Consider the following 14,213-nt stretch of genomic DNA (forward strand, 5'->3'; position numbering starts at 1 on the left):
CCCATTATCGGGGACACTCACAAGGTAACGGGGGCAACGCCACCCGGTCCCGCAGCCTCGCTACTCCAGCGCCCAATTCCACGCATTCCAGAGTGACTTGAGTGGCTTAAGTGATTAGAGTGTCTATCTATGATCACTTTCGACGGGGTTACCAAGTCCTATTCGACTTCTAGCCGACCAGCTCTAGACGACGTTTCAGTCCACATAGATAAAGGTGAGTTTGTCTTTCTCATTGGACCGTCGGGCTCTGGTAAGTCGACCTTCCTGCGCCTAATGGTGCGTGAAGAGAAAGTGGATTCAGGAAAACTGACGGTCGCAGGCCAGGATCTGACCAAGATTTCTCGCCGCAACATCCCGAAATTGCGCCAAAAGGTAGGGTACGTCTTCCAGGACTTCCGCCTGCTGCCAAAGAAGACCGTGTACGAAAATGTCGCGTTCGCATTGCAGGTAATTGGCAAGCCGAAGGCGAAAATCGACAAAGCTGTTCCGGAAACGCTTGAAATGGTCGGGCTCTCGGGCAAGGAAAATCGCTACCCGCACGAGTTGTCTGGTGGTGAACAGCAGCGCGTTGCCATTGCTCGAGCCTTCGTCAACCGCCCGCTCATCTTGCTTGCCGACGAGCCCACCGGCAACCTCGACCCAAGCACTTCCGGTGACATCATGCTCTTGCTTGACCGCATCAATCGCATGGGCACGACGGTTATCGTGTCGACTCACGACAACGATGCCGTGGACTCCATGCGTCGCCGCGTGTTGGAGCTGGAGCTGGGGCGTCTCGTGCGTGACGACGCCACGGGTGTTTACGGTCTGAACAATTAGCAGACAGTCCATCGGTAGAAGAACTCATTCGAAAGGTATTACTGACCTATGAAGACTCGCTTTGTCCTCGGTGAGGCTTTCTCCTCCTTGGGCCGAAACATCACGATGACCATCGCCATGATTATTACGACTGCGGTGTCGTTGGCGCTGCTTGCGACGGGCATCCTGGTTACTGAGCAGACCAGCCGCACGAAGGATCTCTATCTCGATCGAGTAGAAGTGCAGATTGAGCTGAATGAACAAATCTCCGCCGAAGACCAAACTTGCTCCTCGCCGGAGTGCGCTGACGTCGTCGGCAAGCTTGAAGAGGCTGACGGCATTGATTCGGTGACCTTCCGAAATCGTCAGCAAAACTTTGACCACTTCGTGGAGATGTTCAAGGACAGTGACCCCGTGCTCGTGGAAAATGCGACGCCGGAGTCGCTGCCGGCTGTCGTGATGGTGCGTTTGAGCGATCCGACCGATGTCAGCCCGCTCGATCCGATTCGGGAGCTGCCACAGGTCGACCACGTTACTGACCAGCATGAAGAGATCGGTACTGCAGCTCAGAACTTGGATTCGGTGCGAAATGCGACCTTCCTGCTGGCTGCGGTGCAGGCCGTTGCCGCTGTGTTCCTGATTGCGAACATGGTGCAGATTGCGGCGTTCTCGCGTCGTAAGGAAGTTGAGATTATGCGCATGGTCGGTGCCAGCCGTTGGTTCACGCAGGCGCCGTTCGTCCTCGAGGCTGTGATTGCGTCGCTGATTGGTGGTGTGCTGGCCATTGGTGCGCTGTTCCTGGGCAAGGCGACGGTCATCGATCCGGCGCTGAGTAACCTGTACAAGGCACAGCTCCTGGCGCCGCTGACCAACGGCGATATCGGTGTGGTGGCGCCGATCGTGGTCGTTATTGGCATGGTCTTCGCTGGGCTTGTTGCGCAGGTCACGCTGCGTCTTTACTCACGCGACTAGGGTTGCAAAAAGGTTAGCTATTAGGCCCCGCGGTTAAACCCGGCGAATAGGGTCGTCGCGCCCTGCCGGGTAAACTGTGGACTATGAATAATGACGACGTCCAGCGCCCACCGAAGCTCGACAAGAAGGCTTATGAGGCCGAGCTTAAAAAGCTCCAGGCAGAGCTCGTCGAAATGCAGCAGTGGGTAGTAGAAACCGGTGCCCGAATTGTCATCGTGATGGAGGGGCGTGACGCTGCCGGCAAGGGGTCGGCCATTAAGCGCATCACGCAGTACCTGAACCCCCGTACCTGCCGTGTTGAGGCTCTGCCGGCCCCAACTAGCCGTGAGCAGGGTCAGTGGTACTTCCAGCGGTACGTCGAAAAGCTGCCGACTGCTGGTGAAATCGTGATTTTCGACCGCTCCTGGTACAACCGTGCCGGCGTTGAGCGGGTCATGGGCTTCTGCACCTCCCAGGAGTACCGTCGCTTCTTGCATCAGGCGCCGATTTTTGAGCGTCTGCTGGTCGAAGATGGCATTATCCTGCGTAAGTACTGGTTCTCTGTGTCGGACGAGGAGCAGGTTGCCCGCTTCAAGTCCCGCCGTGAGGATCCGCTGCGCCGCTGGAAGCTCTCGCCGATGGATTTGGAGTCCATCACCCGCTGGGAGGATTACTCCCGTGCAAAGGATGAGATGTTCATCCACACCGATATCCCGTCCGCACCGTGGTTCACGGTTGAGTCTGAGGATAAGAAGCGTTCGCGTATCAATGTCATCAACCACCTGTTGACGACCATTCCGTACGAGCGCATTCACCGCGATGTTCCGGAAATCCCGGAGCGTCCGGAGTCGGAGGGAAGCTACGAGCGTCCGCCGCGCACGGAGTTCCGCTATGTGCCGGACGTTGCCGCCAATCTCGAGGCTGACCGCGTAAAGGGCGCAGGCAAGTCCGATAAGAAGGGCAAGAAGCACAAGAAGGGCAAAAAGGACAAGAAGAGCAAGAAGAAGTAGCTCCTTAGTCTCAGTGAGGTTCTGGTCGTCAGAACCTTCGCAGCAGAACCTTCCCGTCAGAACCTTTCCCTGGTTAGTTATCTGTGTCACACTGGGTGACATGACTGCTACTGATAACGGTTCTGGCACTGCACGCACCGAGGTCGATGAGCCGAAGGTGCTGCGAGAAGTCCACGGGCGATCTGGTCACCTTCGGCTGAATAGGCCGAAGGCACTTAATTCGCTCGATTTGGATATGGTCACCGAGGTCGTCGAGGGGCTCCGCGCATGGCGTGACGACGACTCGGTGGACCACATTGTTGTTTCATCCGGTCACCCCAAGGCGTTTTGTGCCGGTGGTGATGTGCGCGCAGTTCGGCAGGCTGTGCTCGATGGCGTTCCGGAGCAGGGGGAGGAGTTTTTCCGGGATGAGTACGAGATGAACGCGATGATTGCGGAATTCGCGCAGTCCAAGCCATATATCGCGATTATTGATGGCATCGCTATGGGCGGTGGCCTTGGTGTTTCCATGCACGGCTCCCACCGAATCGTGACCGAGCGTGCCAGCGCTTCCATGCCAGAAATGGCAATCGGCTTTATTCCCGACGTTGGAATTACCCACTTTTCGCAGCATGTGAACACGCGGTTAGGAGGGCCCTCGTCGGCAATCGCGAGGTTTACCGGGCTGACCGGTTACCGCCTAACTGCGGCGGACATGCTGTGGTCTGGATGGGCGACACATGCGGTGCCATCCGCGCAGCTGGACGAGTTTGTTGCGGCTCTGGACCGCGATGGAATTGATTCGGCGCTCGCGGAGTATGCGCTCGATGTGGACTCAGCTGAGGCTCGTGATCTGCTCGGGGATCCGCAGTTGGCCGAGTGGAGCGACTGCATTGAGGCTTGCTTTGGGGCTGATACCTGGGCGGAGATTGAGCGAGCTCTCAACGAAGCCGCTGAGGCGGGCTCCTGTGCATCGTCAACAGTGGAGACTTTTCGCGACCTGCTGGCACCCGCCAACCCGGAAAGTCTCGTAGCGGCCGTGGAACTCTATGCGGCTAACTCGGCCCACGAGGTCACCTTGCAGGAGGCGCTAGACCGGGAAATGAGGCTTGGCGCTTACATGCGTCAGCACCCCAATTTTGCCGAAGGCGTGCGGGCGGTTTTGGTGGACAAGGACCGCGACGCCGCCTTTAAGCCCGCTACCGTGCAGGAAGTTGATGTCGAAGAGATTCGACAGCACCTTCGTTAGCTGGCTATGCGTTAGACAAAGCTGTGGCGGCCAGTCGTCGGCGCGAAATCATCGGCAATCATGGCCGCCAATTCGAGATAACTCTGGGTGGTGGCGGGCTGGAGATTGTCCAGCTCGATATTGGCACCATTCGCGATATGCGGATCGTAGGGGATGACCTGCACTGCACGGCAGCGCTGGGCAAATAACTCGTGCACGGTCTCTGTGGACAGTCCCTGTTTATTTAGCTCGTTGACCACCACGACAGTGGTAGAAACCAACCGTTCGAAGCCGTGCGCTGAAAGCCAGTCCAATGTCGTCCAGGCGCTTTTCACGCCGTCCAGTGCAGGCGTGGTGACCAGCACCAGACAATTGGCCGCAGACAGAATCGAAGCGGAGATGGGCTGCGTCAGGCCGGTACCGCAGTCAGTCAGGCTCACGTTGTAATGCCGTCGAAGGATGTCGAGGGCCGCGCAGTATTCGCCGTCGGAAAGCGCGATCGTCGATGTCGGATTTTGGTCGCTGCCGACAACCTCCAGCCGCGATGGCGTGTGCGATGTATATGTACGGACCTGCGCGTATTTGTCCGTATCCGGGGCTCGGAGCAGATCGCGAATAGATGCGGGATTGGCTGCGGTGACGCGTGCGCCGAGGGTGCCAAAGTCCGGATTCGCGTCGATCGCGACGATTCGGTCACTGCGCAGGCTTGCAAGCGTGGCGCCCAGGCACATGGTTGTCGACGTCTTGCCAACGCCGCCCTTCACGCTGATAACAGCGATGTTGTAGTCACCGTAGATAGGCTGTCGCACCCGCTCTATCAGCTCGCGTTGCTTGCGTGCCGACGATGATTCCCGCGGTGAAATTGCGCCCCAGGTGGCCTTATGAACCCAGCTGCGCCAGCCCGACTGTGGTGCCTGCCGCGAGTTCAGGCTAGCGGCCAAGTCTGAGACGGAAACTGCGTGATTGACTGCGTGTTTGGTGGAAGTCATAGACTTCATCCCCTCCCCAAAAATCCCCAAAGTATGTCCCCGCCGTCGTTTTTACCACGCAGCCAGAACGACGGCGACTCCAAAGAAGGCATCGAGAATTCCGACCTGTTTCGGAGTCCACGGCCGAGCGCGGCGAGCGCCGGAGATTGGCATGGCAAAAGACCTGATGAGAAGCCCAATTGCGACGATGGGCACACCGATGCTGATGAGGTTCCGGTCGTGGAGGAGGAGCCACCCGATGATGGCCACGGCGGTAATGAGAACGTGATACGTGACCGAGCCAATGAGCCACTGGCGGTTGCCGCGCTTGCGAATCATAGTTTTTACATAGGGCACGGTGCCGACGAAATATCCAGCGTAGATAGCCGCAATTGCCCAAGCTTTCGGGGTTGGTCCGGCGATGATAGGCACCATGAGGCTAGCGGCCAGAACGGTGGAGACACCAGAGAGAAGTGAGCGCGGTCGGCGGCGGTAGGTCTCCCAAATAGCGATAGCGGCAAGAGGGGCAATGAGGGCGACCCAGGTGAGGAGGGAAACGTCGGCAAGCAGTGTGATGCAGCCGGCGACGGCAGTGAGCGCGGTGTATGTGGCGGCGGGTGCGAGGTGGCGGCGTTGGCGACGAGAGCGGAGCCAGACGCTCACGGCGAAGAATGCGAAGTAGCCGAGCAGCCAGGTCGCGGTGACGGCAAGGCCTGTCCCTGTGGGGGTGAGGGCGAGAGCGGTCAGCGGGGGAATGGTGACCATGAACCAGGCGCCGTGCTGGTCCGGAACCCAGCCAGCGGAGCGCTTGTGATGGGAGCGGCGGGCGGGGCGGGGAGGACGTGGTTGGCGGGGCTTTTGGCTCATACTACGCATTGTAGATGCGTAATTATGTCGAGGCTGTATTAGAACCTCATATTGAAACCTCATTGAATAAAATGCACATGCGCGCAAGGCGACAGTGCTAACGTTGAACTCGCATTCTCAGGGCGAGGTGAAATTCCTCACCGGTGGTGATGCTGCGGCTGACGCAGACAAGTCCACGAGCGCCCTACCTGTGGCCAGAAGGGTCGTCAGGTAGGGGACAAGCAGATTTCGGTTGGAATCCGAAACCGACGGTCATAGTCCGGATGAAAGAGAAGGAGTTGAATAATTCGTGGAATACGTGTCGGATTTTTTGGTGGGTTTCCTCACTGCACAGCTCAGTGTGGCGGGAGCACCAATCTTGATTCGAGAAATTGTCGGTAACCTCTTTGGCCTGGCGTGTGCCTTCCTAGGTATGAAACGGAAGGTATGGGCTTGGCCGGTCGGCATTATCGGAAATGCCTTGCTGTTTACCGTCTTCCTCGGCGGAGTTTTCCACACGCCGCAAAATCTTGATCTCTATGGCCAGGCGGGGCGTCAGGTCATGTTTATCGTCGTCAGTCTCTACGGATGGTTCAGCTGGGTCAAGAGCCGCAATCAGAGCGGTGACGAGGTCGCAATTGAGCCTCGGTGGGCGACGGCATCGGAACGCATTGGGATGATTACCGTGGCTATCTTCGCCACTGTGATTTGTGCCAATATCTTTGAGATGCTGGGCTCGTGGGGGCCATGGGCCGATGCCTGGATTTTCGTCGGTTCGATGTTGGCGACCTGGGGTATGGCCCGCGGGTGGAACGAATTCTGGCTAATTTGGATTGCCGTTGATGCCGTGGGAGTGCCGTTGCTGCTCAAGGGTGGCTACTACCCGTCGGCGGCGCTGTACCTCTTCTACGGATGCTTCGTTATTTGGGGCTTTGTCTCCTGGGTTCGCCTCGAGCACCAGAGCGACAATGACCAGCAGAAGAGCTCCGCGACCGACCAAGTACCGGCTTTGGCAGCAGCCGAGCGGTAGGATAGTCCAGGTGAGCTTCCGACCAGATAACTCCCGTACCAACCGCGCCCATCAAGCCGAAGAGCGTGCCCGCAGTCTCGTGCAGGACGTCCTCGACCGCGAGGAGCGGGTACGCAACAATCTGGCCAGCGCTGATGTCGACCCGTGGACGATGCGTTTCGTCGTCGATGAGTCGATTTCTGAGGGCGCAATCATCACCTGGCGCAATGAGGCCACTCGTGCCCGCCGCATCATGCGCCGCTATGACATTCAGCGGGGCTACCGCGAGAAGTTGCGCGAAGTTGAAAAGCGCATCGATGCCATGTTGCACCTCGCGGAATCGCTGGAGGAGTCGTGGGACGCCGCGGCACACGCCTCGAAGAGGCTTTCCGACGCGGAGGCCCGCGATGTCGCAGCCTTTGAACGCGAGCGCGAGCGGCAAAATGACGCGGCAGAGACTAAGCGGCAGCGTGAGGAGAAGGTCCGCAAGTTCCGTCGGAAAGCGGAAAATATTGCTACCGACGCGTGGGACGCGGGCCGTGACGCGCTGGAGAAGCTGCCGCCGCTGTCGTCTTCGCTGAAGGACATCGCGGCTAAGTTCCGTTCGCGGGGCTCGGAGGAGGAACCGCGCGAGGTACGGCGGGCAACAGCCCGCGACCTGCGCAAGGAGCCCCCGCTGCCGGAGGACTAGCGCTCCTCAGCTTTAGCTGCCTGGACTACCTCAGCGAGCTTGGAAATCTCCTCGTGAGAGGGGCGGATATCCGGATGCGTGCGACAGTAGTCCAGCAACAAATAGCCAGCTGTGCGAATGCGACGATGCCCATCCCAGTGTGGAGTGGCGATTTCGGGGTCGTTGGTGGCCAAAGACGAGATGGCCTGGCGCTCACTGAGCAGCTCGTACTGGAGATCTCGACGAATATCGAGCGCCTGATTCGGAGTACCGGTTAGCAGCGCGCCGAGAAGAGCGCCCATCTGTCGATAGCAGCGCGGAATATGACGCAGGTAGTGCTTTTCAATGCTCTCGGTTGGCCAGAAGTGCAGGACAGCGAGAGCCAGCGCGCAGGCGATACCGACTTCCAAGACACGATCGGTCACAATCGGTGCGAGTTCGCCAGCGACGTTTCCGCCCAGCAGCAGCGCCAATGGAGTGGTGACGATTGTCGTCAGCGCATAGTTTTTCACCACGAGAACCTCCGCGCCGAATTGGCAGGCTGCAAGCGCGATAAGTAGCGTCCAGCTGTCCAGGCCAAAGGAAAAGAGCAGCGCATAGAGGAAAATGCCGATAATCGAGCCGACCATGCGGTGAATCCCTCGGATCGAACCAGCGGTGCGGTCGGGACCCCACTGCAGAGTCATCAATGCGCTGACCACCGCCCAGTCAGGCCGGTCGAGACCGACAAGCACGCTAATGAGACCAGCTAAGCCACCGGTAATAGCAACCTTTGCCGCAGTCATCGACGCATGGGAATAGCGATCGAAAGAGCGGAAGATCCGGTAACTCACGCTTGGTCGCGCGAGTGGAATGGTTGTCTGCGTCTCGTCGAAGAGGTTAGGCGTGTCCACGATGTCCACAGCGCTGCCGTGCACGCCCAAGCGTGTGCGGATAGCAATCAGACGCTGATGAGCAGCAATGACACGGTTGACCAGTTCCGTGTGGGAGGGCTTGACGATTTTGCTGCCACGGATGATGCCTGCGTCGGCAAGCGATTCCCATGCGTCGGTCAGTGCAGTTTGCGCCTGGTGATGAACGGCGAACGATGTCGAGTCTGACTTTTCCATCGCATCGATGGCTGATTCAAGGGATTCGACAGCTGCCATCTCGGGGCCGTGCGGATTCCACAGCCGCGGTGCCATTCCGATGACTATCGCGGAAAGCACACCAACGGTAGCCCACATGGCGGTTTCCACCGGGTTGAAGCCAAGGCGGGCGACCATTGTTGTGCCGCCGGAGACCATCACAATGAAGAATGAACCCGGCGGTGGCAGGCGCAGTGCGTTTTGAATAAAAGCGCCGATGGTGGCCAACGCCGTGGTAAAAAGTGCGATGAGCAGCAGCCATAGATTGCTGCCGCCGGAAGCGATCTCACTGTGGACCACTGATCCGACAAAACTGCCGGACATAACTCCGGCGATCAGGCATAGCCCGGCGATGGCCATCACGCGCAGACGACTGCGGTAGGGGTGGCCTTCGCCATAGATGACCACGCACCCACCAGCGGCGATAAGGAGCATTTCCGAGCCGTGTCCGGTGAGAAGTGCCACGGCACCCGGCAGGAATAGCGCGAGTGCTGCGCGGAGGGCGCCTGGCCATCTCTGTGCACGGGAGTGGAAGGCAGTAAAAAGTTGCCATGCACTTGGTTGTGGAGGAAGCTCAACCGTTTGGCTCAATGTTGGTGAAATCTCCTTAAAACTCTAGTCCGCGACCAGCGTCTCGAGCGTGAACTCCGGGTGCTCCTTCTCAATGAAGGACAGCTTCCACTTGTCGCCGAAGAGGGCGATGAGGGCGCCGTCGGAACGCGTGAAGATCTCCACGCCGCGCTGCTTTGCCAGCTCAGTCGCGGTCTCTTCGTCCGTGCGGCGGGCGACGGAGTAGGGGATGGGCTCGGCGATGGTCTCGACGTTGTACTCGTTTTCCATGCGTGCCATCATGACCTCGAACTGCATCGGGCCGACCGCGGCCATCACCGGGGCGGCATCGCCGCGGGCATCGTTGCGCAGAATCTGCACCACGCCCTCGGCATCGAGCTGATCGACAGCTTTGCGGAACTGCTTGTACTTGCCCAGGCTCTTGGCGCGCAGAGTGCGGAAGTGCTCGGGCGCGAACTGCGGCATCGGCTTGAATTGAACCTTGCGGCCCTCGTAGATCGTGTCACCCGGCGCCAGTGAACCCGCATTGACCAGGCCGACAATGTCGCCCGGGTAAGCCGTCTCCACGGTCGAACGTGTCCGGCCGAAAACGGTCAAAGCATACTTTGTGGAGAAACTACGTCCCGACTGCGCATGCGTGACCTGCATGCCGCGGTCAAACTCGCCAGAGACAACGCGCATGAATGCCAGCTTGTCGCGGTGGTGCGTATCCATACCCGCCTGCACCTTGAACACGACGCCCGAAAAATCATCCGTCGGCTCGCGCTTTTCGACGATAGCCCCCTGGCCGCCAGCCGCCGCAGCGGCAACGGCAGCCGGGTCGGACTCGCGGGCACCAGGTGCCGGAGCCAGCTCGCAGAGAGTGTCCAGGATCTGGTGGACACCCCAGTTCAGCATGGCGGAGGCGAAAATCACCGGAGAGGTATCGCCAGCGAGGTACATCTCCTGGTCGTGGTCAGCGCTATCGGCGGAGAGCAGCTCGGACTCCTCGGCTGCCGTCTCCCAGGCGTCGCCCTGCTCTGCGGCGGCCTCATCTGGGGTGAGGTGACGCTCAGCGGCAATAGTGGCGCCACCGGCAGTGCGCTCGAAGCCGATGAACTGCTTGGCTTCGCCGTCCTCACCACGCTCCAGCAGACCGCGGAAGTCGCCGGCCTCACCAACTGGCCAGTACAGCGGAGTCGGTTGCAGTCCAATCTCCGCGACAATCTCATCCATCAATTCCAGGGGAGCCTTACCCGGGCGGTCCCACTTGTTGATGACGGTGACGATGGGAATTCCGTTGGACTTACAAACCCGGAACAGCTTCAACGTCTGAGGCTCGAGACCCTTGGCACCGTCGACAAGCATGACAGCGGCGTCGACAGCGGTGAGCACACGGTAGGTGTCCTCGGAGAAATCAGCGTGACCAGGCGTATCGACGAGATTGATCATGTACGGCTCGCCGTCGTGCCCCTCTGGCTGGTACTCGAACTGCAGCGCGGAAGAGGCAATCGAGATGCCGCGATCCTTCTCCATGTCCATCCAGTCGGACACAGTCGACTTACGGCCGGCCTTGCCGTGGACAGCACCGGCCTCGTTAATGACATGAGCATGCAGCGCCAGCGCCTCGGTGAGCGTGGACTTACCGGCATCCGGGTGTGCGATGACGGCGAATGTGCGGCGGCGTGCGGCTTCTTCGGCGAGAGTGGTCACAGGGAAACTACGCTTTCCTTAAAAAGAAAATCGGAATAAGGGAATCGGGTTCAACCTTTCTAACTTACCGCTCCAGTGGGGTAAGGGGTCAATTGCAGTTAGAGGTTGAACAGCTCGCGCAGCGTCGTGATGACGCCTTCCTCCGCGTTCGACGGTGCGATGTCGGTGGCGCGGCGTTTGATTTCCGGGTGACCGTTGGACATGGCAAACGAACGGCCTGCGTGGTCGATGAGCTCGAGATCATTCAGGTAGTCAACGAAGCAGACAGTTTCGGCAGGAGAGATACCTAGGGCCTCCTGCAGGGCGGCGAGTGCCGTGCCCTTGTTGGTGTTGGCGTCGATGAGGTCGACCCAATGTGCACCGGAGACTACCGCGCGCAGGTGCGGGCTCTGGGAACGCAAGTAATCGGCGGATTCGTCTTCGACGGAGTAAGGATCAAAGGCGGCAATTTTGACGATGCCGTCCTCGGCGGCGGCGGCGATGACATCATCGACCTTCTGCAGCTTCAAATAGTACTTGGCGGCCTCGTTGAATTGCAGCTGCTGAACTTCCTCCGGAATATTGAAATGCGGCGGGAAAAACTCCACGTATGCGCTGGCAGCGCCGCAGATGATAACCGATAGAGGAGTGCGCCCCGCTGCCACGCGGTTGTCGTTGAACTGGCGGATCGCGTGTACCAACTGGGTGACGATGTCGTGGTCGATACTGGTAACCGAGACCACCTCGCCCGCATCCGCGACATAGTTGCCGTTTTCCGCAATGATTGGGATGCGGTGTGCAATGGGGGCGAACTGGTCGGCCAGAGTGGCGTACTGGCGGCCCGATGCGGGAGCGAAGTGGACACCGCGGTCGAGCAGTTCGGTGACTACCGGCCAAAAGGAATCCGGGATTTCCTTGTCTTCATTTAATAGAGTCCCGTCCATATCCGTGACTACAAGGCGGTATGGCGGCTGGGCGGGAGATTGCTGCTGGATATCCAGGGGTTCCGTCATGGCTTTAATTCTAACGGGTAAGTAGGGTTCACTTTTCTTCCTCAGGTCGCCTCCCAGCGTCTCCCCCGATTGGGTGAAAGCTGGGCCACAATACGGGGTACCCAGTTGAGGGCGATAGCCGGTGAATAGCGTGTGCGGGGTATTTTGAGGGGAACTCATATTCATTTAAGCCAGGAGGATTTATGTCGGATTCGGCCCCCATCAAGCGCAATGACTGGAATGAGCGCATCAGCCTTGCAGAGCAGATGATCCCCCTCCTGGGGCAACTGCGTCGCAACAACGATGTCGTGACTTCAATCTTCGGCCGCCGACTGGAAAACGTTACCGAGACCGGCATCATTAAGTCGCACCGCTACGCCCGTCGCATCACCTCGCAGGAGCTGCCCTTGAGCCAGACCCTGCCGATCCTGCAGGAACTGGTGAAGATGGATCTCGGCACCGCCTCCATCGACCTGGGTGCCCTGGCTACCAGCTTCGAAGAGGAAGGCGGCGAGCTGCGCGCATTCCTCGAGCGTGAGCTTGCTGACGTCATCGGTGCCGGGACACAAACTCCGAAGACCGACATTGTCCTCTACGGTTTCGGCCGCATCGGCCGCCTGCTGGCTCGCATTCTGCTGGCTCGCGAGGCACTGTTCAACGGCCCGCGCTTGCGCGCAATTGTGGTTCGCCAGAATGGTGAGGACGACATCGTCAAGCGTGCTTCGCTGCTGCGCCGTGACTCCGTCCACGGTGCATTCGACGGCACCATCTCGGTTGACCGCGAAAACAACATTATTTGGGCAAATGGCACCCCGATTCAGGTCATTTACTCCAATGACCCGGCAACTGTTGACTACACCGCCTACGACATTAACGATGCGATTGTCATTGACAACACCGGTCGTTGGCGCGACCGCGAGGGACTGTCGCAGCACCTTCAGTCCAAGGGTGTTTCCAAGGTTCTTCTTACCGCGCCGGGCAAGGGCGATGTGAAGAACATCGTCTACGGAATCAACCACAACATCATCGAGGAATCTGACAACATTTTGTCGGCAGCCTCGTGTACTACCAACGGCATCACCCCGGTGCTGAAGGTCGTCAATGACAAGTGGGGTGTCGAGTTCGGTCACGTCGAGACTGTTCACTCCTTCACCAACGACCAGAACTTGATCGACAACTTCCACAAGGGTTCTCGCCGTGGCCGCGCAGCCACCCTGAACATGGTTCTCACCGAGACCGGTGCCGCAAAGGCCGTCGCCAAGGCTCTGCCGGAGTTCGAGGGCAAGCTGACCGGTAACGCCATCCGCGTTCCCACCCCGGACGTTTCCATGGCGGTGCTGAACCTGACCCTGGACACTGAGGTCGACCGCGACGAGGTCAACAACTACCTGCGTGAGGTTTCCCTCAAGTCCGTCCTGCGCCAGCAGATTGACTACATCCACTCCCCAGAAGTGGTTTCCACCGACTTCGTCGGCTCCACCCATGCTGGCATCGTCGATGGTCTGGCTACCATCGCCAACGGTAAGCACCTGGTGCTCTACGTCTGGTACGACAACGAGTTCGGTTACTCCAACCAGGTCATCCGCATTGCTGAGGAGATCGCAGGCGCTCGTCCTCGCGTCTACCCGAAGCGCAAGCACATCGACGAGCTGTAAGTCGGCGGTCCTGGGCTTGAGCTGTTGAGCCCTCGAACGCCCTCTTCCCCCTCCTAAACCACGGGGGTTGAGGCGATGGGGAGGGCTTCGAGGCGCTCGTCGACGTGCCGGACGGGGGGCGGAGAGATTTTCCTGTCCATCGACGACGACCTGGATTCCGCGTATGAGCCGTTCGAGTTGGTGAGGATTGTGAACCTGCCGGAACTGGGCGACGAGGATCTGGTTTTCGGCCTCCAGTTCCGGGCCTCCGGCGACATCGAGCACCGGCGGGGGATGAAGATCCGGGAAAGTGATTTCGGGATCGTCGAATACGGCTCGGCGGAAGTGGCCCTGTTCGGCGTCTAGGTGACGGCCGCCACTCGGTCCCGATCCGCGTGGGGCCCTATGTGGATTGTCAATAGTCAGGCGGGACTTTCACGTACATCGTATGGGAGGGGTGTAGCCATGACTGATCGCCGGGCCGCATCGTGCGGGCCGGCGGTGATCAGCGCAGCGGTCTACGCAGCCGTGGCGATGGTTCTAGCAGGGATTTCTCGGAAGAACTCACGCCGAGTCAACAGGGCATAGATGTCGTTGCAGCGGCTCCGGGCAAGCCATATCACCGCGGCATTGTGCTTCTGTCCTTCAGCCCGTTTACGCAGGTAGTAGTCGCGCGATGCGGGATGGCAGTGCGACGCGATCCACGCCGATCGAAACATCGCGTTTTTCAACTGTTTATTGCCGGCCCTGGTGGGAAACT

General features: G+C 59.3%; 13 protein-coding genes, 1 pseudogene and 1 riboswitch. Of the genes and pseudogenes, 8 read left to right on the forward strand and 6 right to left on the reverse strand.

Annotated features, from left to right (window positions below):
- The first annotated feature begins 129 nt into the window (after window positions 1-129).
- The 4 genes from ftsE to HMPREF3130_RS07235 all read left to right on the forward strand — a co-directional run bounded on the left by ftsE (window position 130) and on the right by HMPREF3130_RS07235 (window position 3,987).
- Complete coding sequence (gene ftsE, locus HMPREF3130_RS07220) at window positions 130-819, forward strand: cell division ATP-binding protein FtsE (protein ID WP_048759837.1); 690 nt, start codon at window positions 130-132, stop codon at window positions 817-819.
- A 48-nt stretch (window positions 820-867) separates the two neighbouring features.
- Window positions 868-1,770: a permease-like cell division protein FtsX gene (gene ftsX, locus HMPREF3130_RS07225; protein WP_016423232.1), complete on the forward strand. Its 903-nt coding sequence runs from the start codon at window positions 868-870 to the stop codon at window positions 1,768-1,770.
- A gap of 83 nt (window positions 1,771-1,853) precedes the next feature.
- On the forward strand, window positions 1,854-2,759 hold the full coding sequence (gene ppk2, locus HMPREF3130_RS07230) for a polyphosphate kinase 2 (protein ID WP_049172194.1): 906 nt from the start codon (window positions 1,854-1,856) through the stop codon (window positions 2,757-2,759).
- 100 nt (window positions 2,760-2,859) lie between these two features.
- Window positions 2,860-3,987 (forward strand): 3-hydroxyisobutyryl-CoA hydrolase, encoded by a 1,128-nt coding sequence (locus HMPREF3130_RS07235; protein ID WP_049192840.1) that lies wholly within the window; start codon window positions 2,860-2,862, stop codon window positions 3,985-3,987.
- Between the two features lie 11 nt (window positions 3,988-3,998).
- Here the strand turns inward: HMPREF3130_RS07235 and HMPREF3130_RS07240 are convergent, their stop codons facing one another.
- Window positions 3,999-4,955, reverse strand: coding sequence for a MinD/ParA family ATP-binding protein (locus HMPREF3130_RS07240; protein ID WP_224433563.1), 957 nt, complete (start codon window positions 4,953-4,955; stop codon window positions 3,999-4,001).
- Between the two features lie 51 nt (window positions 4,956-5,006).
- A complete protein-coding gene (locus HMPREF3130_RS07245; RefSeq protein ID WP_065421705.1) occupies window positions 5,007-5,801 on the reverse strand; it encodes a YwiC-like family protein in 795 nt (264 codons plus the stop codon).
- Window positions 5,802-5,910: 109 nt separating this feature from the next.
- Window positions 5,911-6,080, forward strand: a riboswitch (FMN riboswitch).
- 19 nt (window positions 6,081-6,099) lie between these two features.
- Between HMPREF3130_RS07245 and pnuC the strand changes: the two genes are divergently transcribed.
- Both pnuC and HMPREF3130_RS07255 read left to right on the forward strand, forming a co-directional pair.
- A complete protein-coding gene (pnuC, locus tag HMPREF3130_RS07250; RefSeq protein WP_224783741.1) occupies window positions 6,100-6,810 on the forward strand; it encodes a nicotinamide riboside transporter PnuC in 711 nt (236 codons plus the stop codon).
- A 10-nt stretch (window positions 6,811-6,820) separates the two neighbouring features.
- Complete coding sequence (locus tag HMPREF3130_RS07255) at window positions 6,821-7,480, forward strand: hypothetical protein (protein WP_016423226.1); 660 nt, start codon at window positions 6,821-6,823, stop codon at window positions 7,478-7,480.
- Here HMPREF3130_RS07255 and HMPREF3130_RS07260 read toward each other — a convergent pair.
- From HMPREF3130_RS07260 to HMPREF3130_RS07270, 3 genes are all read right to left on the reverse strand, one after another.
- Entirely contained in the window at window positions 7,477-9,177 is a 1,701-nt protein-coding gene (locus HMPREF3130_RS07260) for an FUSC family protein (RefSeq protein WP_070429651.1), read from the reverse strand. The genes HMPREF3130_RS07255 and HMPREF3130_RS07260 overlap by 4 nt on opposite strands.
- Window positions 9,178-9,201: 24 nt before the next feature.
- Window positions 9,202-10,848, reverse strand: coding sequence for a peptide chain release factor 3 (locus HMPREF3130_RS07265; RefSeq protein WP_070429652.1), 1,647 nt, complete (start codon window positions 10,846-10,848; stop codon window positions 9,202-9,204).
- A 98-nt stretch (window positions 10,849-10,946) separates the two neighbouring features.
- Window positions 10,947-11,840, reverse strand: a complete 894-nt coding sequence (locus HMPREF3130_RS07270) for a Cof-type HAD-IIB family hydrolase (RefSeq protein WP_070429653.1) — start codon at window positions 11,838-11,840, stop codon at window positions 10,947-10,949.
- Between the two features lie 182 nt (window positions 11,841-12,022).
- Here HMPREF3130_RS07270 and HMPREF3130_RS07275 point away from each other — a divergent pair, with 182 nt between their 5' ends.
- Both HMPREF3130_RS07275 and HMPREF3130_RS07280 read left to right on the forward strand, forming a co-directional pair.
- Complete coding sequence (locus HMPREF3130_RS07275; protein WP_016423222.1) at window positions 12,023-13,474, forward strand: glyceraldehyde-3-phosphate dehydrogenase; 1,452 nt, start codon at window positions 12,023-12,025, stop codon at window positions 13,472-13,474.
- Between the two features lie 75 nt (window positions 13,475-13,549).
- The gene (locus HMPREF3130_RS07280; RefSeq protein WP_088611626.1) at window positions 13,550-13,819 is read left to right on the forward strand and encodes a hypothetical protein; all 270 of its coding nucleotides are present in this window, start codon (window positions 13,550-13,552) and stop codon (window positions 13,817-13,819) included.
- A 152-nt stretch (window positions 13,820-13,971) separates the two neighbouring features.
- Here the strand turns inward: HMPREF3130_RS07280 and HMPREF3130_RS11425 are convergent.
- Window positions 13,972-14,213, reverse strand: a pseudogene (locus tag HMPREF3130_RS11425) (IS110 family transposase); the annotation flags it as partial.

Origin of the sequence: Corynebacterium sp. HMSC14B06 (assembly GCF_001807075.1) — a bacterium.
GTDB classification, from domain to species: Bacteria; Actinomycetota; Actinomycetes; order Mycobacteriales; family Mycobacteriaceae; genus Corynebacterium; species Corynebacterium jeikeium_D.

Excerpts from the sequence above, each read along its gene's own strand:
- ppk2 (WP_049172194.1), top strand. The coding sequence starts at position 1,854 with ATGAATAATGACGACGTCCAGCGCCCACCGAAGCTCGACAAGAAGGCT.
- HMPREF3130_RS07245 (WP_065421705.1), bottom strand. The coding sequence starts at position 5,801 with ATGAGCCAAAAGCCCCGCCAACCACGTCCTCCCCGCCCCGCCCGCCGC.
- HMPREF3130_RS07270 (WP_070429653.1), bottom strand. The coding sequence starts at position 11,840 with ATGACGGAACCCCTGGATATCCAGCAGCAATCTCCCGCCCAGCCGCCA.
- HMPREF3130_RS07240 (WP_224433563.1), bottom strand. The coding sequence starts at position 4,955 with ATGACTTCCACCAAACACGCAGTCAATCACGCAGTTTCCGTCTCAGAC.
- HMPREF3130_RS07280 (WP_088611626.1), top strand. The coding sequence starts at position 13,550 with ATGGGGAGGGCTTCGAGGCGCTCGTCGACGTGCCGGACGGGGGGCGGA.
- ftsX (WP_016423232.1), top strand. The coding sequence starts at position 868 with ATGAAGACTCGCTTTGTCCTCGGTGAGGCTTTCTCCTCCTTGGGCCGA.
- HMPREF3130_RS07235 (WP_049192840.1), top strand. The coding sequence starts at position 2,860 with ATGACTGCTACTGATAACGGTTCTGGCACTGCACGCACCGAGGTCGAT.
- ftsE (WP_048759837.1), top strand. The coding sequence starts at position 130 with ATGATCACTTTCGACGGGGTTACCAAGTCCTATTCGACTTCTAGCCGA.
- HMPREF3130_RS07275 (WP_016423222.1), top strand. The coding sequence starts at position 12,023 with ATGTCGGATTCGGCCCCCATCAAGCGCAATGACTGGAATGAGCGCATC.